The organism is Rhizobium esperanzae (genome assembly GCF_002204185.1).
GTDB lineage: Bacteria > Pseudomonadota > Alphaproteobacteria > Rhizobiales > Rhizobiaceae > Rhizobium > Rhizobium esperanzae.
This window is the reverse complement of sequence record NZ_MXPU01000015.1, coordinates 93,228-114,246: the sequence shown is the minus strand read 5'-3', so window position 1 is coordinate 114,246 and position 21,019 is coordinate 93,228. Positions and strand designations below refer to the sequence as shown.

Sequence of the window (21,019 nt, the reverse complement as noted above, 5' to 3'; positions counted from 1 at the left end):
AATTGCGCAGCGTCCAGCCGCCGCTTCCGTCGAACGCAAGCGAGTTGAGCGGCGGCACAGACTCGGCGTCACTCCATCTGGATGTTCGCGCCCTGGACGACAGGTCCCCATTTGGCGATCTCGGCTTTCACATGGGCGGCGAGTTCCTCCGGTGTCGAGCCGACGATGGTGGCGCTGAATTCCTTCATGCGTTCGGTAACGGCCGGATCGGCGAGCGCCTTCTTGGCCGAGGCGTTGAGGCGCGTTACGACCTCGCTCGGTGTGTTGGCCGGGGCAAAAAGCGCGTTCCAGGTATAGGTCTCGTAGCCCGGTATACCCGACTCGGCGATCGTGGGCACGTCGGGGAAGGAAGGCGCACGCTCGGCAGTCGTCACCGCCAGCGCCCGCAGCGTGCCCGCCTTGATGTGGCTGGAGGACGAGGGCAGGTTGTCGAACATGATCGGTACCTGGTTGCCGATGACGTCGTTCAATGCCGGACCGGCGCCCTTATAGGGGATATGCTGCATGCTGACGCCGGCCATGGACTTGAAGAGTTCGCCGGAGAGATGCAGCGGCGTGCCGTTGCCCGACGAGGCGTAACTATATTTATCGGGCTCGGCTTTCAGCAGCGCGACCAGTTCCTGCACGGTTTTTGCCGGCAATTCCGGATTGACGACCAGCACGTTCGGCACGACGACGAGCAGCGAGACCGGCGCGAAATCCTTCTCCGGGTCGTAGGGAGTCGATTTCAGGATCAGCGGATTGAGGGCATGGGTCGCGACGGTGCCCATCAGAATGGTGTAGCCGTCAGGCTCGGCTCGGGCGACGTTGCCGGCGCCGAGATTGCCGCCGGCGCCGGCGACGTTCTGGACGATCACTTGCTGCCCGAGATCCTCCGACATCTTCTGCGCGACGATGCGGGCGACGACGTCGGTCGAGCCGCCGGCCGCGAAGGGCACGACCATGGTGATCGCGCGGTTTGGAAAATCCGCAGCAACAGCAGAGCTGCCGAGCCCCAGCATTGCAGTCAGGCCAAAAGCGAGCGCGAGGCCCGTGCGTCGCGTCATGTTGGAAAGCGCCATTCCCATCTCCTCCCACGATTTCAACAGCAATCCCCACCCAGGGGCATGAAGAGGGTAGGGCAGGAGGCGGGAAAGACAACCGCAGGGAGGCGCAGTGGAGCCAGGCTTTAGTCTCGGGCGACAAGAGGCGCCTGCCTTCTATTTGGCGGCGAGCACATCCTCGTTGGCGGCGTCGAACTGCAGGCGGGCGAGGCGGGCATAGATGCCGCCGTGGCGGATCAGGCTCTGATGCGTGCCTTCCTCGACGACACGGCCCTGGTCCATGACGAGGATGCGGTCGGCCTTCAGTACGGTTGCCAGCCGATGGGCGATGACGAGCGTCGTACGGCCGTCTACCAGGCCGTCGAGCGCCTTCTGCACCAGCGTCTCGCTTTCGGCGTCGAGCGCGGAGGTCGCCTCGTCGAGCAGCAGCACGGACGCGTTCTTCAGGATGGCGCGAGCAATGGCGATGCGCTGTCGCTGGCCGCCGGAGAGGGTGACGCCGCGTTCGCCGACCTCGGTCTCGTAGCCGCTATCCAGCCGGGCGATGAACTCGTCGGCCTGGGCGGCAAGGGCCGCGGCGCGGACCTCGTCACGCGAGGCGCCGGGGCGGCCGAAAGCGATGTTGTCATGGATCGATGCGGCAAAGATGGTGACGTCCTGCGGCACGATGGCGATGCGCTGGCGCAACTCGTCAGGTGTGGTCAGCCGGGCATCGACACCGTCGATCGTCACGCTGCCCTGCTGCGGATCGTAGAAGCGCAAGAGCAGTGAAAAGACTGTGCTCTTGCCGGCGCCGGAGGGGCCGACAATGGCGACGGTTTCGCCCGGGGCGACGGCGAAGCTCAAGCCATGCAAGGCCGATTTGCCGGGGCGCGAGGGATAGGCGAAATGCACGTCGGAAAACTCGACGCGGCCGCGGCTGGGCGAAGGGAGAGCCTCGGGGTTGGCGGGGGCTGATATCGGCGACACCTCGTCAAGAAGTTCGGTCAACCGGTCGGCGGCGCCGGCCGCCTGCGAAAGTTCGCCCCAGACCTCCGACAGCGCGCCGAGCGACCCCGCGGAGATCACGGCGTAGAGCAGGAACTGACCGAGCGTGCCGGCAGACAGCGTGCCGGCCAGCACGCTGTGGGCGCCGACCCAGAGCACGGCGACCACGCTGCCGAAGATCAGGGTGATAGCGATGCCCGTCAGTAGCGCGCGCGAGCGAATGGCGGCGCGGGCCGCCTCGTAGGCAGATTCGACGGCGCCGGCGTATCGTCTCGCTGCGGCGTCCTCGCCGTTGAAGGCCTGTACTGTGCGGGTTGCGGCGATCGTCTCGTTGGCGAAGGCGGACGCTTCGGCAAGCGTATCCTGGGCGGCGCGGGAACGCCTGCGCACCGAGCGGCCGAAGGCGACGAGCGGGAAGACGATCAGCGGGATCGCCCCGATGACGAGGCTTGAAAGCTTCGGTGAGGTGACGACCATCATGCCCATGGCGCCGAGACAGAGGATGAGGTTCCTGAGCGCTACCGAGGCGGTGGCGCCGACGGCGGACTTGATCTGCGTCGTGTCGGCGGTCAGCCGCGAGACAATTTCGCCGGACTGGTTGACGTCGAAGAAGGAGGGCGACAGCCGCGTCACATGGGCAAAGACGTCGCGGCGAAGATCGGCGACGATGCGCTCGCCGATGGTGATAACGAAATAATATCGCAGCGCGCTGGCGGTCGCGAGCACGACGGCCATGACCATCAGCATGGCGAAGTAGCTGTTGATGAAGCTGCCGTCGGGCTGGGTGAAGCCATGATCGATCATGCGGCGCACGGCAAGCGGCAGGGCCAGCGAGGTGATGGCGGCAAGCGCCAGTGAAATCAGCGCGCCAGCCACCAGTCCGCGATAGCGCATGACATAAGGCGTCAGCCTGCGGAGCGGCCGCAGCGACTGTCTCTTGTTTTCCTCAGCCCGTGCCTGTTCTGCCAAATCGTCTCCGATCGCCTGCAGGACCCGCTAATGCGGCCTGTTGGCTCTTGTTATCCCGGCGTCCTTCATGTATAGGCACCGCATCCTAATGGGAAGCCGTAGCCATCACGACTGCGGCTTCATTTATTCAATCGGTTCGTTGGCCGCAACTGCATGCGGCAAATTGAACTCCGGTATCGCAGGAAGATTGTTATGAAGGCAGGCATCCATCCCGACTATCACACGATCAAGGTAGTCATGACCGATGGCACCGAATACGAAACCCGCTCGACCTGGGGTTCGGAAGGCGCTGTCATGAACCTCGAAATCGATTCCAAGTCGCATCCGGCTTGGACCGGCGGCAACCAGCAGCTCATGGACCGCGGCGGCCGCGTTTCCAAGTTCAACAAGCGTTTCGGCGGCCTCGGTCTCTAATCGCTTTTGATTGACGAAATTTCGCAAGGAGCCCGGTTCTGCCGGGCTTTTCTGCGTTGGCAGAACGGTGCGCAGCGGCAACAAAAAACCGGCCGCGCAACCGCGCAGCCGGTTCAAAAAAGGATTTAGCAGATCTGGTCAGTTGTTGCCGAAGGCCGTCTGCAGCAGAGAAAGCTGCGCCTGGACGCTGTTCTGATTGTCATGAACGATCACGGCTTCAGCCGGACGATAGATTTCGCGATCCAGCAGCGCGATGCGGTTCTGCAGGCGCAGGGAGCGCTCGACGAGGTCACGGAAGGATTCCGGCAGATCGCCCCAGCCGGGTGCCGCGCGGTCGACGTTGAAGCCGTCGAGGCGGACCTTGTTCTTCTCGGCCAGCACCTGGTCGCGCGACATCTCGCCGTTGTTGACGGCGCGCTGCAGCAGCAGCCACGAGGCCATCTGCATCAGGCGGGTGGTCAGCCGCATCGATTCCGCGGCGTAGAGGACGGATGCCATGCGCGGCAGAACCTTGGAGGCTGCGCGGCCTTGGCCGTCGAGATAGGCGGCGGTCTCTTCGACCAGCGACATGCCTTCGGCATAGAGTGCCTTGAACTGTGAGGATGCAGCCGCGCGGCCCGCAAAACTGATCGTGTTCAATCCAACTTCCGACATCGCAATAGTCCCTGTTGCACGCAGCTACTTATGGTCAGGTAACGCCGGGGTTGACGGAAAAGTTTCCGCGCCCGGTCTTTATGACTTTAAGATGGTATCATTAGCGCAAATGCGCAAGCCGTTTCTTAAGAAAGGGTTAATCTCCACAGTTTCATGGAAATGCGCCGGCCGCGGCAAAAAGAAGAGCCGCAAAAGCGGCTCTCAAGGTAAAACAGGGAGAAAGATCAGACCAATTCACCGCGTGGAAAACTGTCTGAGATCCAGAGAAAGCCTGGATGAGTACAGTAATACCTTATAAAGCTTAATATTTTATTAACATTGTGCCGAATGAAGACTTGAGGTTGGCTCATTTTGCCTGCCAATGGTCTTGTCTTCTGAGGCTTTTAGCGGATCACGAGCGGAAGAAGCTTTCGGCGGCCTGCCGCCCGGATGCCTTGCGGGCGGCTTCGGCTTCGAGCCGGGCGATCTCGTCTTTCAGCAATTCCACTCGCGCCTTCAGCTCATCCACCGAAAGCATGGAGAGATCGGCGCCGATCTCGTGGGCGGTTTTCTTCTGCGGTCGGTCGTCATCGATAAAGCTCATCGGTTCTCCTCCATGCTGCCGGCAACATAATGCCGAAAAATGCGGCCGATAGGGAATCGGAATTTAGGCCAATTCGCCCCAAATCCAGCCTCGCCTCCCCATTTTCCTTTTTCGCGAGCCAAGGCGAAAACCGCAGCGCGGCTTTTTGCAGGAGGGCCTAACCGAACTTTACAGCAGGATCGCTGCTTTCGGGAGATTTGCCGCTGCCGCGATCGGCCAGCGACATGCTCTGCGGTGTCAGCATCGGCGACGTTCCGGTCGGGATCGTCGTATAGGCGTCGCGGTCGCTGGCCGGGACGGCGGCGCGGATGCGGCTTCTGATAATCGCATAACCGGTGATCAGCACATGGGCGACGGCGGTGACCAGGAAAAGCGCATGCGGAGTGATTGCCGACATGACGGGGCCGCCGAGCGTTGGGCCGATGACCGTGCCGATGCCGTAGAGGAGCAGCAATCCGCCGGAGACTTTGACGAAATCCTCCGACGCCGCGAAGTCGTTGGCGTGAGCAACCGCGATTGGATAGAGCGTATTGGCCACCGCGCCGTAAAGGACAACGAGCCCGATCAGCAAGGTGGGCGATGTCGGGTGAAGCAGAAAGATCAGCAGGCCGGCGAGGGCCGCAATCGCCGACATGGCGGCGAGCACGTAGCGCCGGTCGATACGATCAGACAGTCGGCCGGCCGGCAACTGCATCATGGCGCCGGCGAAGATGGTGGCGCTCATCATAACGGCGATACTGGTGTCGGAAAGGCCGGCGCCGGCGCCAAAGACAGCGCCGAGCGTGCCGTAGGCGCCGTTGGCGATGCCGACGAGCAGGATGCCGAGGCAGGACACGGGCGAATTGCGATAGAGCGCCGGCAGGTCGAGGCGCACGGCCTTCAGCGGCTGCGGTGAGGCCGCGGTCGATAGCGTCGTCGGCAGCATGGCGATGCAATAAAAGATGCCGCAGATCATGAACAGCACCGGCGTGCGCACATCTTCGAGCGGTATCATCATCTGACCGCCGACGACGCCGAGCAGTGTGATGCCGATATAGAGTGAGAAGATCGCGCCGCGGCTCTCGTTGCTGGCGCGCTCGTTCAGCCAGCTTTCGATGATCATCGACGTGCCGGCAGTGGAGAAGCCGGTCACCGCGCGCAGGATCACCCACCAGAAAGGATCGATGATGATGCCGCTGACCAGCGCGATGATGGCGATGATCGAGATGAAGCCGGAGAAGGCTCTGACATGGCCGACGCGGCGCACCAGTTTCGGCGCCACCAGGCAGCCGATGACGAAGCCGCCCGCCCACGACGTACCGAGCAGGCCGAGCGTCGTCGTGGCGTAGCCTTCGAGATTGCCGCGCACGGGAAGCAGGATGCCCTGCAGGCCGTTGCCCATGAAAAGGAAGAGCGTGCCAAAGAGCAGCGCGGCGACGGACAGCAGATTTCTCTTCATTTCCCCAGACTCGGTCTCAGCGATTGTAAACGGACATAAGGCGAGACCTGCGTCTGGCCAGCCTCAAGATGATTGATTGTGCTCCGGAATCTCTTTACGGCGTGTCTGATCCTGTGTTCGCGCGGAAAAATGTCCGTCCTGTGACATTCCGAAAAATGGAAAAAATAAAGCATGACAAAGCTGATAGCCTTGCTGCTCATCCTTGCCATGGCGATACAGGTGATCAAGCCGCTCGGGTTTCCCGGCCTCCGACGGCGCATTGATTTCTGGAAGATCGCGCTGATCGCCTTCGGCATTTGGGCCGTGGCGCTCTTGTCGCGCGATTTCCTGATGTGAGCTCGCACTCCATCCGCGGCAGTCAGTCCTGCAGGATGATTTCTCCCTGCATGACGGCAACACAGCGTCCCGAGATGACGACATCGGTGACGATGCCGCCGGTTTTGGCGACATCAAGGGCGATGACGCTGCGGCGGCCCATCTCAACGCCCTGTTCGACGGTGACGCGAACGTTCATGTCCGTCTCCGGCGCAAGCTTGACGAGATAAGCGGCCAGCGCTGCCGAGGCGCTGCCGGTTGCAGGGTCTTCGGGCACGTTGTCGAGGGGCGCGAACATGCGCGCGCGAATCTTCCATGGATCGTTGGGTGAGCGGACATACAGGAAGAGCGAGAAATCGTGCCCGCTCGTCGCCTGCTCGCCGGCGGCCGCCTGGAAGCCGGCAAGGTTCGGGCGGGCTGCGGCCAAAGTTTCGAGCCCTTTCAACTCGGCGACGGCGAAGTTGAGGCCGACGGAGGCAAAGACCGGGGCGTGGATGGCCGTGACGACGGCGCCGGGATCGAGAGAAACGCAACGGGCGACGGTTTCTGCGGCGACGGTATCGCCGACCGTCAGCGGCTGCGGCGCGCGGATGGCAGTGGCCGTAACACCTCCGTCGCTGCGCTGCAGGCTGACCTCGACGATGCCAGCCTGTTCCTCGAAACGCAGCCTGTCGCCGACTGACTTGCCGAAGATCTCCGTCCGCTGGCCGAGAACATAGGCGGTGCCGACATTCGGATGGCCGGCGAAGGGGATTTCCATCGTCGGGGTGAAGATGCGCACACGGGCGGAATTCCGGTCGTCTTCGGGCGGCAGGACGAAGGTGACTTCGGAATAATTGAACTCGGTGGCGATCTTCTGCATCGCTGCATCGCTCAAGCCCCGGGCATCGGAAATGACGGCAAGCGGATTGCCCTCGAAGCGGGTGGAGGTGAAGACGTCGACGGTGACGTAGGAGAGGGTGTTCATGGCGGCTCCTATTGTGGCGGGCCGCTATGAGTAAGCATGGTTTTTTGGGGAATGAAGCGGTTTCTTGTCGCCGTGACAATGAGGGCGAGCGTCTTACGCGCCGTATTTATCCACCGGTTCGTTGGTGGAGAAAACGTCTCCCCGAATTTCCTCGCTCCTGTGCTTGTCACAGGAATCCAGCCACGACGCGTCTACGCCGTCAACGAATCAATACATAAGGGAAGAGTCTATCGCGCCCAAGGGACTTGGGCGCACTGGATTCCTGTGACATCCCTTGGGCGAAGCCCTAAGGTGCACAGGAATGAGAGAGAGAGGGAGGGGCAGGAGTGACTACGCTGCGGTTGCCGCCCCCGCCCGAATCCCAAGTCCAAAATCAGGCGGCCTGTTCCAGGTCTTTCTTCCAGCTGCCCTTGGCGGCGAGGCTGTTCATCTCGGCGCGGTGGGTGAATTCGCGCTGGCCGGCGGCGACGTTTTCCGGCTTGCCGTTCCAGGCCTTGAGGGCACTGTCCTGCAGGGCGCGGCCATAGGAGAAAGTGACGAGCCAGGGCAGGTCATGGCCGTTGATGGCGGAAAGGTGGGCAGTCGCTTCTTCCGTCGTCTGGCCGCCGGAAAGGAAGGCGATGCCGGGAACCGCAGACGGGACCGTGCGCTTCAGCACCCGGACGGTCCGCTCGGCAACTTCCTCGACCGAAGCCTTGCGGGCGTTCTTGCCGTCGATGACCATATTGGGCTTCAGGATCATGCCTTCGAGGCTGACGCGAGCTTCGGCCAGTTCCTCGAAAACGATGCGCAGCGTGGATTCAGTCACTTCGGCGCAGCGGTCGATGTTGTGGTCGCCCGGCTTGCCGTCCATCAGGCATTCCGGCTCGACGATCGGCACGATCTTGGCTTCCTGGCAGAGAGCCGCATAGCGAGCGAGTGCCTGAGCGTTGGCGCGGACCGAGCCGCGGGTCGGCAGCGAGGACGAGATGGCGATGACGCCGCGCCACTTGGCGAAACGGGCGCCGGCCTCATAATAGCGGGCAAGGCGCTCTCCGAGACCATCGAGGCCTTCGGTGATGGTTTCGCCGGGAAATTTGACCATCGGCTTGGCGCCGGTATCGACCTTGATGCCGGGAATGGAACCGGCAGCGCGGATGATGTCGACGAACGGCGTGCCGTCGGCAGCCTTCTGGTAGAGCGTCTCTTCGAAGAGAATGACGCCGGAGATATATTTCTTCATCGCCTCGTCGGAGCGGAAGAGCATCTCGCGGTAGTCGCGGCGGCTGGTTTCGGTCGATTCGAGGTTGATCGTGTCGAAACGCTTCTTGATGGTGGAGGTCGATTCATCGGCGGCAAGCAGTCCCCGGCCGCCCGCAACCATCTGCATTGCAATGTCTTCCAGTCGTTCGCTCATTCGATCTCTCCACAGCGTTAAACATCGGCGGTTTAAGAATATAGGACGGCGATAACAGAAGTTTATAGTGAGGAAAATGGAAGGCTAAGCCCTTGAAACGATTGAAATCAATTCAATCGTTTGAAAAAATGGGATTTTTTTCAGCTCTCGGGCAAAAGACCGCGGAAGGCGTCTGGCCACCGCGGTCTATCCACATGTAAAACCTGCCAAATTGCCTTTGCGGCGCCGCACCGCCTATGGCAAGGTGCGACTCCGAATGCGTTTTTCGCGCCGAGGCGCTCGGTCTTATCCGGCGGCGTTGAGGATGGCGACGCCGGGAAGTTCCTTGCCTTCCATCCATTCGAGGAAGGCGCCGCCGGCGGTCGAGACATAGGTGAAATCGTCGGCAACGCCGGCATGGTTGAGCGCCGAGACGGTATCGCCGCCACCGGCAACCGAGGTCAGCTTTCCGGCTGCGGTGCGCTCAGCTGCATATTTCGCGGCAGCGACGGTTGCGGTATCGAAGGGCGCGATTTCGAAGGCGCCGAGCGGACCGTTCCAGACGAGTGTTGCGGCGCGCTCGATCCAGGCATTGATGGCCTGGACGGATTTCGGGCCGACGTCGAGCACCATGGCATCGGCGGGAATGGCGTTGATATCGACCGTCTCATTGGCGGCACCCGCCTTGAACTCGCGCGCAACGACGCCGTCTTCGGGCAGGATGATGGCGCAGCCAGCGGTCGCCGCCTCGATCATGATCTGCTTGGCGGTTTCAGCAAGATCATGCTCGCAGAGCGACTTGCCGACATTGGTGCCACGCGCGGCGATGAAGGTATTGGCCATGCCGCCGCCGATGACCAGTGCATCGACCTTCTTCACAAGATTCATCAAAAGATCGATCTTGGTCGAGACTTTGGCGCCGCCGACGATGGCGACGACGGGGCGGGCGGGATTGCCGAGACCTTTTTCCAGCGCTTCCAGTTCGGCCTGCATGGTGCGCCCGGCATAGGCCGGCAGGTGATGGGCAAGGCCCTCGGTCGAGGCATGGGCGCGGTGAGCGGCAGAGAAGGCGTCGTTGACATAAATATCGCCGTTGGCGGCAAGCGCCTTGGTGAATTCGGGATCGTTCTTTTCCTCGCCCTTGTGGAAGCGGGTGTTTTCCAGCAGCAGGATATCACCGTCATTCATCGCGGCGACGGCCGCGGCGGCGGCCTCGCCGGTGCAGTCGGACGCCGTCGCCACGGCGTGATCGAGCACCTCCTCGACGGAAGGGGCGATCAGCGACAGCGACAGATCCGGCGAAGGGCCGTCCTTCGGTCGGCCGAAATGGGCGAGCAGGATCACCTTGGCGCCCTTCTCGGACAATTCGAGGATCGTCGGCGCCACACGCTCGATGCGGGTCGTATCGGTGACCTTGCTATCCTTGACCGGAACGTTGAGGTCGACGCGGACGAGCACGCGCTTGCCGCTGATGTCGGTGAGATCGTCGAGGGTCTTGAATGCAGGCATGGAGAGGATCCAGTCTTGGTTGGCGGAAGTTGCGCCGACCATAGCAAGGATCATTCGAGACGCAAGGCGTTCAACGGCCGTTTTTGCGTCTGGCTTCGTCGCCTCCGGCCGATGCTTTCGGCATGGTTTCGGAGGCCGCCGCTTCGCGGTTGCGGCGTCCGTTCAACCTGTTGTGGATGCGCTGGATAATGTCCTTGAGATTGATGAAGATCGGCAGGGTGGTGGCCGGTTCGACCGCTTCGAGCGACATGCCGACGGAGGTGACGTGGTCGTGCTCGTCGAGATCACGGACAATGAGGATGATCGAGCCGAGACGGACGCGGTCGGCATAATCGGCCTTGCCGCCGAGGCGCTGCCGCATCAATTCCGCAATCGTCAGGCCTTTCTCGGATTCGTTGAGCAGGCCGGGCCCATAGGCGGCATCGAGATCGGCGGCAGGGCGCGCGGGCGAGAGCGCGAAGGCGCCGAAGAATTCGGCATCATCCTCATCGACAGGCGCACGGCTGGCGAAGAGCCGGTCGAGCAGCCGGGAATAGCTCGGCACGATGAAGAGATAAACCAGATCGTTTTCGCGCAGCCGCCCAGCATATTGATAACGCATTGACTTGCCGTCGCGGATGACAAGCGACGGGGTGGCCCAGCGTGGAATGCGCTCGCCGCGCAGCACCGGACTGTCCTTGATGACTCGGTAGGAGAGCAGTTCATGGTTGGCGGCGCCCGGAAGGTCGACCTCGACCTTGTCGACGGCGCCGATGCGCGGCGGAATGATCAGGCCGAGCTTCTTGGCGATCGGCTTGATCGTCCAGCCCTGGACGAGCAGGGAGACCAAGACGATGATGAAGGCGGTGTTGAAAAAGAGCTGGCCGTTTTCCAGGCCGCCGAGGATGGGCATGATCGCAAGCAGAATGGAGACAGCACCGCGCAGGCCGACCCAGGCGACGAAACCGATCTCCTGCTGCGTATAATCGAACGGAAGCAGCGACAGCCAGATTGCCAGCGGGCGGGCAATGAAGATCAGGAAGAGGGCAAGCAGGATCGCCGGCACGATGATGGCGGGAAATTGTGACGGCGTGGCGAGCAGGCCGAGCACCAGGAACATGATAATCTGCGCCAGCCAGGTCATGCCGTCCTGGAAGCGTTTGATGGTGCCGAGCGCCTGCATTCGCCGGTTTCCGGCGTAGATGCCGGCGACATAGACGGCGAGGAAGCCGCTGCCGCCGACCGCACCGGCGAAGGAGAAGACGAGAAGGGCAAGCGCCAGCACGAAGATCGGCGTCAGGCCGCGATCGGTGTCGAGCCTGCTGACGATCAGCACGATCATCATGCCGCCGAGCAGACCGAGGATGACGCCGAGCCCCATCTGCTGCACGAACATGGCGAGCATGCCGATATTGATGCCGGCATAACGCTCGCCGCTCGCCAGGACCTCGACGAGGGCGATGGTGAGGAAGATCGCCATCGGATCGTTGGTGCCGGATTCGACTTCCAGCGTCGAGCGCACCTTGTCGCGGATGTTGATGCCGCCGATGCGTAGCAGGAAGAAGACGGCGGCGGCATCAGTCGATGCGACGATCGAACCGAGCAGCAGGCCTTCGAGCCAGGTGAAGTTCAACAGCCACATGGCAGCGACGGCAAAGAGCGAGGCGGTGATCAGAACGCCGACCGAGGCGAGCGTCAAAGAAGGCACTGCTGCGAGCCGAAAGGCCTGCATCGGCGTGCCGAAGCCGGAATCGAACAGGATGACGGCGAGCGCAATAGAGCCGAGAATATAGGCGAGATAGTTGTTGCTGAATTCGATACCGAGCCCGTCGACGCCGGCGGCAAGGCCGATCATCAGGAAGAGGAGAAGCAGCGGGGCACCGAAGCGGAAGGCGAGCAGGCTCGAAAAAGCGGCAAGAAGCACGAGCGCCGTCGCGACCAGCACCACGATATAGAACGCTTCCATGCCCACCCCTTTTCATCGAATCCTTTACGGATGCGGCCACCGCCGACCGATCCGTCCGTCTCAACCCTCCGCCACGCGCGTCGATCCATCAGTAAACGGCAAAACGGCAGAGAAGGGTAGGCCTTGCGGCTTAACCTCGTCTCGTGCTGCATCATGCTGCTGAACGGCTGCCGGATGGCCACCGACACGGAAATGCTACGGGAGAAACTCTCTACAAAGAATGTATAGGAAAATCAGGCAAGAGCAGGGCGAAAGGCAGGAAGATCGATTTTTCCTGCGGGTATCCGCAAACCGCAGCAGGATAGACACAATCCTTCATGCGGCCCGTCAGAACACTGCCTGAAGTATGATGACGGCGAGGAACGAAAGACCGATGAACGCGGCAACCCGGATGGCCAGACGATTAGCCTTTGCCAACACGGCGGGTTTGACGTCCCGCTTAGGGTGAAACCGCTGCCGCCGCTTGAGGGTGGTTTGGGACAAGCGTTTTTGCGCCTCTGCCATTTATCGCCTCCACTTGGATCATCTCAGCCATTGTGCAGCGTTATTGCATTTCCTCAGTTTATCACGCTTGGCCAGTGGATTGCCAACCGTGATTCCGTTCTTCGGCCGCGCGAACCCGTCGCTTCGAAATGGCTTTCACGGTCAGTCTTCGGTGTCCTCGCCCTCGTCGGTCAGGTCTTCGACCGGCACCAGGAAAACGACGAACTCATCGTCGATGGTCCTTTCCGGATCGTCATCGAATTCATAGGCGTGTTCGACTTCGCTGGCTTCCTCGGCCGTCGCTTTGCGCAGGCTGAGCGTCGCCTTCCGGTCCCACAGGGGCTTGCCCTCGGATTCGAGAATGGTCAGGTCGTCGCGAAAATCTTCTGCTTCGAAGAAATGCGTCGCTTCCTCATGGTTCTTCGAGCGAAAGCTGGCGACGGCGCGGCCGGCGATTTCAACGGTAAAGTAATCCATCCATCCCTCTTTATCTCCTCCGGATGGCAACACGGCCCCGGGGGTCACCAACGATGCCATGACTGGCTTCATACGCCTATAACAAAAACGGCCCGGTTTCCCGGGCCGTCCATGATTTTCAATGATCCACCGCTCAGATGAGCTTGGCGAAAGCCACGGCCGTGTCCGACATGCGGCTGGAGAAGCCCCACTCGTTGTCGTACCAGGACAGGACGCGCACGAAATTGCCTTCCATGACCTTGGTCTGATCGGTTGCGAAGATCGAGGAGTGGCTGTCGTGGTTGAAATCGCGGGAGACGAGCGGCTCGTCGGTGTAGCCGAGGATGCCCTTCAGCTTGCCGTTGGAGGCAGCCTTGATGGCTTCGTTGATTTCGCCGACTGTGGTGGCCTTCTTGGAAACGAACTTGAAGTCGACGACCGAGACGTTCGGGGTGGGAACGCGGATCGAGGTGCCGTCGAGCTTGCCCTTGAGGTGCGGCAGCACGAGGCCGACGGCCTTGGCGGCGCCCGTCGAGGTCGGGATCATCGAGAGAGCGGCAGCGCGGGCGCGATACAGATCCTTGTGCATCGTGTCGAGCGTCGGCTGGTCGCCGGTGTAGGAGTGGATGGTCGTCATGAAGCCGTGGTCGATGCCGACGGCGTCGTCGAGAACCTTGACGACAGGCACCAGGCAGTTGGTGGTGCAGGAGGCGTTAGAGATGACCGTATGCTCCTTGGTAAGCTGGTCATGGTTGACGCCGTAGACGACGGTGAGATCTGCGCCATCGGCGGGAGCCGAGACGATGACGCGCTTGGCGCCGGCCGTCAGGTGGGCGGCGGCCTTGTCGCGGGCGGTGAAGATGCCGGTGCATTCCATGGCGATGTCAACGCCGAGCTCGCGGTGCGGCAGCGTTGCCGGATCCTTGATCGCGGTGACCTTGATCGGCTTGCCGCCGCCGACGATGATCGTATCGCCTTCGACCTTCACTTCGGCCGGGAACTTGCCGTGGATCGAGTCGTAACGCAGCAGATGGGCATTGGTCTCGACCGGGCCGAGGTCGTTGATGGCGACGACCTCAATGTCGGTGCGGCCGGATTCGACGATAGCGCGGAGGACGTTACGGCCGATGCGGCCGAAACCATTGATGGCAACCTTGACTGTCATGTTCATTCACTCCCGATAGAATAGGGCCCGATAGGCCGGGCGGCCTGGAATTGAGGAGATGGAGAGCGCCTCAAGGCGCCCTCTTTAAAGCTTTGCTTCGGCAGCCGCAACGACGGCGTCGGCGGTGATCCCGAAATGCTTGTAAACGTCCTTGACCGGACCGGACGCGCCGAAGCTCTTCATGCCGATGAAAGTGCCTTCCGGTCCGATGAAGGCGTCCCAGCCCTCGCGGACGGCGGCTTCGACGGCGATCTTGACCGGGGAGTTGCCGAGCACTTGCTTGCGATAGGCTTCCGGCTGTTCGAAGAACAGTTCGGTGCAGGGCACCGAGACGACGCGGACCGAAACACCCTTGGCTTCAAGAGCGGCGCGAGCGGCGACGGCGATTTCGACTTCGGAGCCGGAGGCGAAGATCGTCACCTTGGCGTCGGCATTGCCGGCAAGCGTATAGGCGCCCTGTTCGCAGAGGTTCTTTTCGCTGTATTCGGTGCGGGCGGGGCTGAGGTTCTGACGCGTCAGGGCAAGGCCCGACGGACGGTTGTGGGTCTTGATGGCGATTTGCCAGCATTCCGCCGTTTCCGTGGCGTCGGCCGGACGGAAGACCAGCAGATTGGGGATGGCGCGCAAGCCGGCGAGCTGTTCGACGGGCTGGTGCGTCGGGCCGTCTTCTCCGACGCCAATCGAGTCATGCGTCAGAACGTGGATGACGCGGATGCCCATCAGTGCAGCGAGGCGGATCGGCGGGCGGCAGTAATCCGAGAAAATCAGGAAGCCGCCGCTATAGGGAATGAGGCCGCCATGCAGCGCAATGCCGTTCATGGCTGACGCCATGCCGTGCTCGCGGATGCCCCAGTGCACGTAACGGCCGGCGAAATCCGTCGGCGTGATCGAGTGCATCTGGCTTGTCTTGGTGTTGTTCGACGGCGTCAGGTCGGCGGAACCGCCAAGCGTTTCCGGCACGAAGCCGTTGATAATTTCGAGTGCGTCCTCGGATGCCTTGCGGGTTGCGACCGTCGGCCTGGTCTCGGCCAGCTTCTTCTTATATGCGCTGATCGCGGCATCGAAACCTTCCGGCAGGTCGCCTGCCATACGGCGGGAGAATTCCGCTCTGGCCGGCGATCTGGACAGAGTTTCTTCCCATGCCTTGACGATATTGTCGGAACGGGTGCCGGCTGCGCGCCATGCATCGAGAATGTCCGAGGGAACGACGAATGGCTCGTAATCCCAGTTCAGCGCCTTACGGGTGGCGGCGATCTCGTCGGCGCCGAGCGGGCTGCCGTGAACCTTGTGGCTGCCGGCCTTGTTCGGGGCGCCGAAGCCGATCACCGTCTTGCAGGCGATGAAGGTCGGGCGATCAGACTTGTGGGCGGCTTCGATTGCATCGGCGATGGCGGCCTGATCGTGGCCATCGATCTCGATCGTGTTCCAGTGAACGGCCTTGAAGCGGGCGATCTGATCGGTCGAGTCCGACAGCGAAACGGCGCCGTCGATGGTAATCGAGTTGTTATCCCAGAAGAGGATCAGCTTGTTGAGCTTAAGGTGGCCGGCAAGGGCAATGGCTTCATGGCTGATGCCCTCCATCAGGCAGCCGTCGCCATTGATCACGTAGGTGTAGTGGTCCTGGAGGTCCGCGCCGAATTCCTCGCGCAGCTTGCGTTCGGCGATCGCCATGCCGACGGCATTGGCGATGCCCTGACCGAGGGGGCCGGTGGTGGTCTCGATGCCGGTTGCGTGGCCGTATTCGGGGTGTCCGGCGGTCTTGGAGCCGACCTGGCGGAACTGCTTCAGGTCCTCGATCGTCATGTCGGGATAACCGGTCAGATACAGCAGCGAATAGAGCAGCATCGAGCCATGGCCGGCCGACAGCACGAAGCGGTCGCGGTTCGGCCAATGCGGCTTCTTGGGGTCGAAGCGCAGATATTTGGTGAACAGGACCGTCGCCACGTCAGCCATGCCCATCGGCATACCAGGGTGGCCGGAATTCGCCTTTTCAACGGCGTCCATGGCGAGGAAACGGATCGCGTTCGCCATCCGGTCGTTTTGTTGGAGAGAGGTCATGGCTTTTCTGCAAGCTCCGGGTGTCGGGGGATGGCCTCGAGCCTCCAAGACCATCGGGTGAAAGCGGCTGACACATAGCAGTTGGGGCTGGCGAGTCAATCAATGGCGGGCCAAATCCCAGCGGCCCGCGGCAATTTTTTGACATTTGATCGCGCGACTTTACAAAAGACCAAACCCGGCGCGGCGGGCCTGCCCAACACGTTCATCCACAGATAGGCAGGCTGCCGGGTGACGGGATTTATTGACGGGCCGTTGGCGAGCTGCATATCCTCTTGAAATCACGAGATCGGCAGATGTGGCCGATTCGCAGGTCCTGCACGGGAATCGGAAAGGCATGATGCCCACAGGCAAAACCATGGAAGCAGCGCTCGACGAATTGAGACAAGCGATTTCGAGCCTCGAAAACGCCGTCGACATGCGCATTGAGCGACAGCGAGAGCAGGGTGAGATCGAGGGCGAGGTGCGACGTGTGCATGCCGACCGCTCCCGTTTGGCCCAGGAGCTCGACCAGGCCGAATTTCGCGCCAACCGGCTGGAAGAGGTCAATCGTGAGGTATCGCGGCGGCTGGTGACGGCCATGGAGACGATCCGCGCGGTTCTGGACCGCTGATGAGAGAGAATTTGATATGGCGCAGGTGACGGTAACGATCGACGGCAAGGCCTATCGCATGGCCTGCGAGGAAGGGCAGGAGGATCATTTGACCGATCTCGCCACCCGTTTCGACCGCTATGTCGGCCATCTCAAGGGCCAGTTCGGCGAGATCGGCGATCTCAGGATCACCGTCATGGCCGGCATCATGATCATGGACGAGATTGCCGAGCTGACGCGCCGCATCGCGGGGCTGGAGTCCGAGCTCGAGTCGCTGCGCGGCAACCGCGACACCGTGCTTGCCGCGACCGCCCGCACCGAGGAAACGCTGGCGGCGGCGCTCGGCGAGGTTTCGAGCCGTATTCGCGGCATCACCGACAAGCTGAATGGCCGGGCCGCTCCCGAACTCAATTGATGTCAATTAAATAAAAACGGGCTCTCGTCGCCACTGGCGCGTCGATGCAAACGACCTTATATATCGCGATGCGGTCTGCGCCTCTCGACAGGAACCACAATCCCTGGGGCCATACTCGATCCAAAGGGAGCTGTCCCTGTCCGGGCTCGTGGGCCTGGACACACGGTGCCCACCTACGTTTGTAGGCGCCCAGGATCGTAAACATCCATCGGTCGTCGTGGATCGCACCTTTCCCTTTCGTCATCGACGAAGACGCTGGATCAACGGGCGAACGCGGCTCGCGCGTCCGCCGCTCGTAGCGCGCAGTTACTTTTTCAAGCCGGGAAGCGTCACCTGGAAAACCTGGAACATGGTGTCCACGTCGGCGCCGCCGTCAGCCTTATAGGCGGCCCCCACCTGAAAGCCATCTTGCGTCAGGAAGTCGTTGTCGTTGGCGACGAACAGGAAGTAATCGTCCGGCAGCTTCGGGTCGAGGACACTTGCCAGACCCATGGCTTCCCATTTTTCCGACAGATCGTTCCTGTCGTTCGGCGCACCGTTGTGCAGGCCGAAGCGGCCAAGCTCTGCCTCGTCGTTGAGGTCGATAAACGGCGTCAGCGTCGCCGGCGTCAGCGAGGGGTCGAGGACACCTTTCGGTGCGACCGCCTTGCCGGCGTCGAAATCGCTGCCGGCGATATCGGTCGCGGCGGATAAGTCGACGATGTCGATCTTGCGATACAGAGACTTGTCGCCCTTCACGCCCTGGCCGTTGCCGCTGTCACGGGCAAGCATCAGGAAGGTCTTGTCGGAAAGGGCGACGATCTCGCTCTCGGCGGCGATCGTCGTCTTGCCCTTGGCGTCCTTGAAGACCGGCAGCGGCACGACATATTCGTGCACCAGCTTCAGATGATCGGGATCGGCGGCGTCATAGATCATGGCGCGGGTATTCTGGCGGGTCGAGCCGGAATCGCCGCCGTCCTGGCGGGCCGCCGACTGCAGTACGGCAACGATAAACTTGCCGTCGGGCGTCATTGCCATGCCTTCGAGACCCTGGTTGTTCTGGCGGCCTGTTTCGGGGTCCTTCGGATCGGGAGCGGACCCGCCGGGACCGGGATTGTTTGAGGCGAAGCTCAGCGCGCCCTTGCGCATCGGCAGAAGCGCCTTCGGCGGCTGGGTGGCTGAAAGCAAGTGGCCATCGGCGGAGAAGCGATAGATATAGGGGCCGTATTCGTCGCTGACGAACATAGTGCCGTCGGCCATGCGGATGATCGCCTCATCGTCGAGGGCGATCTTGCCGTTCGCCGCCTGCGGCAGCGGCGGGAAGTTGCCCGCAGCGGCGCGGACGCCGGATTCCGGGTCGAGACCGGTCGTGTTCGCGCCCTTGTCGTCAACAAAGAGCATGGAATCGACGAGTTTCGCCTCGACGCCCGATTGCTCCTTGCCGGCCTCGGGAGCCGCGCCTGGCGCGGTCGGGGTCAGAATGATCGAGAGGGTGTTCAGGCGCGGGTGGTAGTCGACAGTGCCGGCGACATTGTAACCACGGTCGGGCAAAAGGTAGAGCGTGCCCTTATAGCTGGCGCCATCCCGACTCCAGGCGGCGGCGTCGATCGCCATGCCGGAGCCGGAGCCGAAGGTTTCACCGAATTTGTCGCGCTGGTTGGCCGGAATGCGGCCGACGCCGACCAGGCCCTTATTGACGAAACCGGCGGAATTCTCCGCCCTTGCCATGGCGGGAATGGCGGCGGATGTCGCGAGAACTGCGGCGAACAGCCGCGATGCATATGGTCTGACGTTCTTCATGAAATAGCCTCTCGGTCAAAAGCGTTCCTGCAACGGTTCCCGCCCGCAAGCTGGACACCGTTTCGAATGACATTCCTCGGCTTCGGGATCGATTCCTCAGAACGGAACACGCCCGGATTTCGCCCCTTATCCCGGCTAAACGTCTAGGATGGGATCGTGATAACTGGATGACACCGTCAGTGCCTGCAATCAGCTCATTGCCCTAATCGACCGGATAGGGTCCTTCGGCGAACACCTCCTCGTGGTAGCCCTTGGAGCCGACATCGATCGCCAACGGGCTTCGCCATTCGCGGCGCTCGCGCAGGCAATCGACCACGAAGCGGAAATCATAGCGCGGCTGCCAGCCAAGTTCGCGCCTTGCGCGTTCGTTGACGTAGACGCGATCGAGCGTCGGGAACATTTTCCAGCCGCATTCGGCGTAAAGGGTGTTCGCACCTGGAAACAGCCGCTCGACGACAGCAGGCGCGTCACGCCTGAGCTCAGCGGCGTCGCCCGGTAGAAAGGGCGTCGTGGCCGAGATGATATAGCGGCCGAAGCCGATTGCCGGGGCCTTTTCGAGCGCCAGCAAATGAGCGCCGACCACGTCGCTGATATCGACGCGGCGATGAAGCAGCTCGTTGGCCTGCGCATTTTCCGCCGAATAGCTGTTGCGAATCTCGCGATCGTCATCGCTTTCGGGAAAGAAGCGCGACGTCCTGAGGATGACAACAGGCAGGCGGGATTTGCGGGCGAAGAGTTCCGAGATTCCTTCGGCAGCGAGCTTCGTCACGCCATAGATATTCTTCGCGACAGGAAGCACGTCCTCGGTGACCCAAGCCGCGGGTTCGCCGGCGACCGGCGTCAGTGCCGCGCCGAAAGCGCTGGTGGTGCTGGTGAAGACGAAGCTTGCAACGCCCGCGGCGGTCGCCTCTTCAAGCACATTCAGCGTGCCGCCGACATTGGTGTCGAGAAAATCGCGATTGCCATGGGTCGCCACATGCGGCTTGTGGAGCGTGGCGGCATGGATGACGTGGCTGATGCCCGACATCGCCCGCCTGATGAAACCGCGGTCACCGATGGAGCCGACCATATCGGTAAAAGCCGATGGCTTGATGTCGATGCCGCGCGCCCACCGGCTCTGAGCTCTCAAGCTGCGCATCAGCGCCTCGCCGAGGTGGCCGGCGCTTCCCGTCACCAATATCGTCATCGCGTCGTCTCCTGGCCCCATTCGCGGCAGAGGCTACAAAAGACCGGCATTTGCGGACAACGCATAAATTATGCAGGGGGGTGCAGGAAAGCTGCAGGCTTCGCGACGGTCGTGACGAGACGGCCAGCGCTGCCGTCGGAAAGCCTGATCCGCTCCCAGGTGACGCGGCCGGGGGCAATCGGCAGGCGCACATTGCCGTTGGCGCCGGTATCGAAGGTCAACGATAGCAGCCTGCCCTCGTGCCAGCCGCACTCCTCCAGAGACTGTTCGGCGGCAGCGATCTCGGCGGTGGCGTAGGAGAAAAGAGAGCGGCCGAGAAAAGCGTTGAGCGGTGCGCGCCATTCCGCCTGCCGCGGTCGGGAAGCAGACAGCAGCCGATGGGTGCCATCGCAGATCAAATGCACCGGCCGGACGGAATCCTCGACCAGCCGCTTTAAAGCCGCATCCGCCGCAGCATGTTGCGGCGAGGCGAAAATCCGTTCCAGCTTGACGGCTTGGTCGGGCGAGGGAGCAAGCTGGCCGCGCTCCCAGCGCGAAACGGTCGCCTGATTGACGTCGAGGAGTTCCGCGAGGTGCTGCTGCTTCATGCTCCGCAGCAACCGCATGCGGCGTATGCCGGCTCCTGATATCGTCATTTGTCCTGAGCTCCCACGCTTCTTTTGCCAGGATAGGAGTTCGGCGGGCCTGAA

At 62.0% G+C, this 21,019-nt stretch carries 20 protein-coding genes and 1 other RNA gene; 5 read left to right on the top strand and 16 right to left on the bottom strand.

From position 1 onward, the window contains the following. Positions 1-68 precede the first annotated feature (68 nt). Together B5E41_RS21635 and B5E41_RS21630 are read right to left on the bottom strand one after the other, a co-directional pair. Entirely contained in the window at positions 69-1,061 is a 993-nt protein-coding gene (locus tag B5E41_RS21635) for a Bug family tripartite tricarboxylate transporter substrate binding protein (protein ID WP_088395985.1), read from the bottom strand. A gap of 138 nt (positions 1,062-1,199) precedes the next feature. Then, the gene (locus B5E41_RS21630) at positions 1,200-2,999 is read right to left on the bottom strand and encodes an ABC transporter transmembrane domain-containing protein (RefSeq protein ID WP_088395984.1); all 1,800 of its coding nucleotides are present in this window, start codon (positions 2,997-2,999) and stop codon (positions 1,200-1,202) included. 192 nt (positions 3,000-3,191) lie between these two features. Here B5E41_RS21630 and rpmE point away from each other — a divergent pair, with 192 nt between their 5' ends. Then, positions 3,192-3,413 carry a 50S ribosomal protein L31 gene (gene rpmE / locus B5E41_RS21625; RefSeq protein ID WP_009990270.1) on the top strand — a complete coding sequence of 74 codons (222 nt, stop codon included), beginning with the start codon at positions 3,192-3,194 and terminating at the stop codon, positions 3,411-3,413. Between the two features lie 138 nt (positions 3,414-3,551). On the opposite strand, the gene rcdA is transcribed toward rpmE, so the two are convergent. The 3 genes from rcdA to B5E41_RS21610 form a co-directional block, all read right to left on the bottom strand. Further along, a complete protein-coding gene (gene rcdA / locus B5E41_RS21620; protein ID WP_004679442.1) occupies positions 3,552-4,067 on the bottom strand; it encodes a protease adaptor protein RcdA in 516 nt (171 codons plus the stop codon). A gap of 391 nt (positions 4,068-4,458) precedes the next feature. Then, positions 4,459-4,650 (bottom strand): DUF1192 domain-containing protein, encoded by a 192-nt coding sequence (locus B5E41_RS21615; RefSeq protein ID WP_088395983.1) that lies wholly within the window; start codon positions 4,648-4,650, stop codon positions 4,459-4,461. A gap of 157 nt (positions 4,651-4,807) precedes the next feature. Continuing rightward, positions 4,808-6,088 carry an MFS transporter gene (locus tag B5E41_RS21610; protein ID WP_088395982.1) on the bottom strand — a complete coding sequence of 427 codons (1,281 nt, stop codon included), beginning with the start codon at positions 6,086-6,088 and terminating at the stop codon, positions 4,808-4,810. A gap of 171 nt (positions 6,089-6,259) precedes the next feature. Here B5E41_RS21610 and B5E41_RS31840 point away from each other — a divergent pair, with 171 nt between their 5' ends. Beyond that, a complete protein-coding gene (locus tag B5E41_RS31840) occupies positions 6,260-6,424 on the top strand; it encodes a hypothetical protein (RefSeq protein WP_088395981.1) in 165 nt (54 codons plus the stop codon). Positions 6,425-6,446: 22 nt separating this feature from the next. Here B5E41_RS31840 and B5E41_RS21600 read toward each other — a convergent pair whose 3' ends face one another. The 8 genes from B5E41_RS21600 to tkt all read right to left on the bottom strand — a co-directional run bounded on the left by B5E41_RS21600 (position 6,447) and on the right by tkt (position 16,361). Continuing rightward, a complete protein-coding gene (locus B5E41_RS21600) occupies positions 6,447-7,370 on the bottom strand; it encodes a PhzF family phenazine biosynthesis protein (RefSeq protein ID WP_088395980.1) in 924 nt (307 codons plus the stop codon). A 373-nt stretch (positions 7,371-7,743) separates the two neighbouring features. Beyond that, the gene (locus B5E41_RS21595; RefSeq protein ID WP_088395979.1) at positions 7,744-8,766 is read right to left on the bottom strand and encodes a class I fructose-bisphosphate aldolase; all 1,023 of its coding nucleotides are present in this window, start codon (positions 8,764-8,766) and stop codon (positions 7,744-7,746) included. A gap of 285 nt (positions 8,767-9,051) precedes the next feature. Beyond that, positions 9,052-10,254 (bottom strand): phosphoglycerate kinase, encoded by a 1,203-nt coding sequence (locus B5E41_RS21590; RefSeq protein ID WP_176439456.1) that lies wholly within the window; start codon positions 10,252-10,254, stop codon positions 9,052-9,054. A 70-nt stretch (positions 10,255-10,324) separates the two neighbouring features. Then, complete coding sequence (locus B5E41_RS21585; RefSeq protein WP_088395977.1) at positions 10,325-12,199, bottom strand: potassium/proton antiporter; 1,875 nt, start codon at positions 12,197-12,199, stop codon at positions 10,325-10,327. Between the two features lie 327 nt (positions 12,200-12,526). Beyond that, positions 12,527-12,703, bottom strand: a complete 177-nt coding sequence (locus B5E41_RS31835) for a hypothetical protein (protein WP_176439455.1) — start codon at positions 12,701-12,703, stop codon at positions 12,527-12,529. 141 nt (positions 12,704-12,844) lie between these two features. Further along, a complete protein-coding gene (locus B5E41_RS21580; RefSeq protein ID WP_064712150.1) occupies positions 12,845-13,159 on the bottom strand; it encodes a hypothetical protein in 315 nt (104 codons plus the stop codon). Positions 13,160-13,292: 133 nt separating this feature from the next. Beyond that, positions 13,293-14,303 (bottom strand): type I glyceraldehyde-3-phosphate dehydrogenase, encoded by a 1,011-nt coding sequence (gene gap / locus B5E41_RS21575; protein WP_088396029.1) that lies wholly within the window; start codon positions 14,301-14,303, stop codon positions 13,293-13,295. 84 nt (positions 14,304-14,387) lie between these two features. Further along, the gene (gene tkt / locus B5E41_RS21570) at positions 14,388-16,361 is read right to left on the bottom strand and encodes a transketolase (RefSeq protein WP_088395976.1); all 1,974 of its coding nucleotides are present in this window, start codon (positions 16,359-16,361) and stop codon (positions 14,388-14,390) included. A gap of 334 nt (positions 16,362-16,695) precedes the next feature. Between tkt and B5E41_RS21565 the strand changes: the two genes are divergently transcribed. From B5E41_RS21565 to ssrS, 3 genes are all read left to right on the top strand, one after another. Next, positions 16,696-16,971, top strand: a complete 276-nt coding sequence (locus B5E41_RS21565) for a DUF4164 domain-containing protein (protein ID WP_011426717.1) — start codon at positions 16,696-16,698, stop codon at positions 16,969-16,971. A 16-nt stretch (positions 16,972-16,987) separates the two neighbouring features. Continuing rightward, positions 16,988-17,365, top strand: a complete 378-nt coding sequence (locus tag B5E41_RS21560) for a cell division protein ZapA (RefSeq protein ID WP_011426716.1) — start codon at positions 16,988-16,990, stop codon at positions 17,363-17,365. A gap of 69 nt (positions 17,366-17,434) precedes the next feature. Further along, positions 17,435-17,593, top strand: a non-coding RNA gene (gene ssrS / locus B5E41_RS21555) — 6S RNA. 78 nt (positions 17,594-17,671) lie between these two features. On the opposite strand, the gene B5E41_RS21550 is transcribed toward ssrS, so the two are convergent. The 3 genes from B5E41_RS21550 to B5E41_RS21540 all read right to left on the bottom strand — a co-directional run bounded on the left by B5E41_RS21550 (position 17,672) and on the right by B5E41_RS21540 (position 20,965). Beyond that, complete coding sequence (locus B5E41_RS21550; protein WP_088395975.1) at positions 17,672-19,144, bottom strand: esterase-like activity of phytase family protein; 1,473 nt, start codon at positions 19,142-19,144, stop codon at positions 17,672-17,674. A gap of 202 nt (positions 19,145-19,346) precedes the next feature. Then, positions 19,347-20,330 carry an NAD-dependent epimerase/dehydratase family protein gene (locus tag B5E41_RS21545; protein WP_088395974.1) on the bottom strand — a complete coding sequence of 328 codons (984 nt, stop codon included), beginning with the start codon at positions 20,328-20,330 and terminating at the stop codon, positions 19,347-19,349. Positions 20,331-20,398: 68 nt separating this feature from the next. After that, on the bottom strand, positions 20,399-20,965 hold the full coding sequence (locus B5E41_RS21540) for a helix-turn-helix domain-containing protein (RefSeq protein WP_088395973.1): 567 nt from the start codon (positions 20,963-20,965) through the stop codon (positions 20,399-20,401). Between the last annotated feature and the right edge of the window lie 54 nt (positions 20,966-21,019).

Bases quoted from the DNA above. Each gene is read 5' to 3' on its own strand.
- B5E41_RS21635 (WP_088395985.1), bottom strand. From the start codon at position 1,061: ATGGCGCTTTCCAACATGACGCGACGCACGGGCCTCGCGCTCGCTTTT.
- rpmE (WP_009990270.1), top strand. From the start codon at position 3,192: ATGAAGGCAGGCATCCATCCCGACTATCACACGATCAAGGTAGTCATG.
- rcdA (WP_004679442.1), bottom strand. From the start codon at position 4,067: ATGTCGGAAGTTGGATTGAACACGATCAGTTTTGCGGGCCGCGCGGCT.
- B5E41_RS21615 (WP_088395983.1), bottom strand. From the start codon at position 4,650: ATGAGCTTTATCGATGACGACCGACCGCAGAAGAAAACCGCCCACGAG.
- B5E41_RS21610 (WP_088395982.1), bottom strand. From the start codon at position 6,088: ATGAAGAGAAATCTGCTGTCCGTCGCCGCGCTGCTCTTTGGCACGCTC.
- B5E41_RS31840 (WP_088395981.1), top strand. From the start codon at position 6,260: ATGACAAAGCTGATAGCCTTGCTGCTCATCCTTGCCATGGCGATACAG.
- B5E41_RS21600 (WP_088395980.1), bottom strand. From the start codon at position 7,370: ATGAACACCCTCTCCTACGTCACCGTCGACGTCTTCACCTCCACCCGC.
- B5E41_RS21595 (WP_088395979.1), bottom strand. From the start codon at position 8,766: ATGAGCGAACGACTGGAAGACATTGCAATGCAGATGGTTGCGGGCGGC.
- B5E41_RS21590 (WP_176439456.1), bottom strand. From the start codon at position 10,254: ATGCCTGCATTCAAGACCCTCGACGATCTCACCGACATCAGCGGCAAG.
- B5E41_RS21585 (WP_088395977.1), bottom strand. From the start codon at position 12,199: ATGGAAGCGTTCTATATCGTGGTGCTGGTCGCGACGGCGCTCGTGCTT.
- B5E41_RS31835 (WP_176439455.1), bottom strand. From the start codon at position 12,703: ATGGCAGAGGCGCAAAAACGCTTGTCCCAAACCACCCTCAAGCGGCGG.
- B5E41_RS21580 (WP_064712150.1), bottom strand. From the start codon at position 13,159: ATGGATTACTTTACCGTTGAAATCGCCGGCCGCGCCGTCGCCAGCTTT.
- gap (WP_088396029.1), bottom strand. From the start codon at position 14,303: ATGACAGTCAAGGTTGCCATCAATGGTTTCGGCCGCATCGGCCGTAAC.
- tkt (WP_088395976.1), bottom strand. From the start codon at position 16,361: ATGACCTCTCTCCAACAAAACGACCGGATGGCGAACGCGATCCGTTTC.
- B5E41_RS21565 (WP_011426717.1), top strand. From the start codon at position 16,696: ATGATGCCCACAGGCAAAACCATGGAAGCAGCGCTCGACGAATTGAGA.
- B5E41_RS21560 (WP_011426716.1), top strand. From the start codon at position 16,988: ATGGCGCAGGTGACGGTAACGATCGACGGCAAGGCCTATCGCATGGCC.
- B5E41_RS21550 (WP_088395975.1), bottom strand. From the start codon at position 19,144: ATGAAGAACGTCAGACCATATGCATCGCGGCTGTTCGCCGCAGTTCTC.
- B5E41_RS21545 (WP_088395974.1), bottom strand. From the start codon at position 20,330: ATGACGATATTGGTGACGGGAAGCGCCGGCCACCTCGGCGAGGCGCTG.
- B5E41_RS21540 (WP_088395973.1), bottom strand. From the start codon at position 20,965: ATGACGATATCAGGAGCCGGCATACGCCGCATGCGGTTGCTGCGGAGC.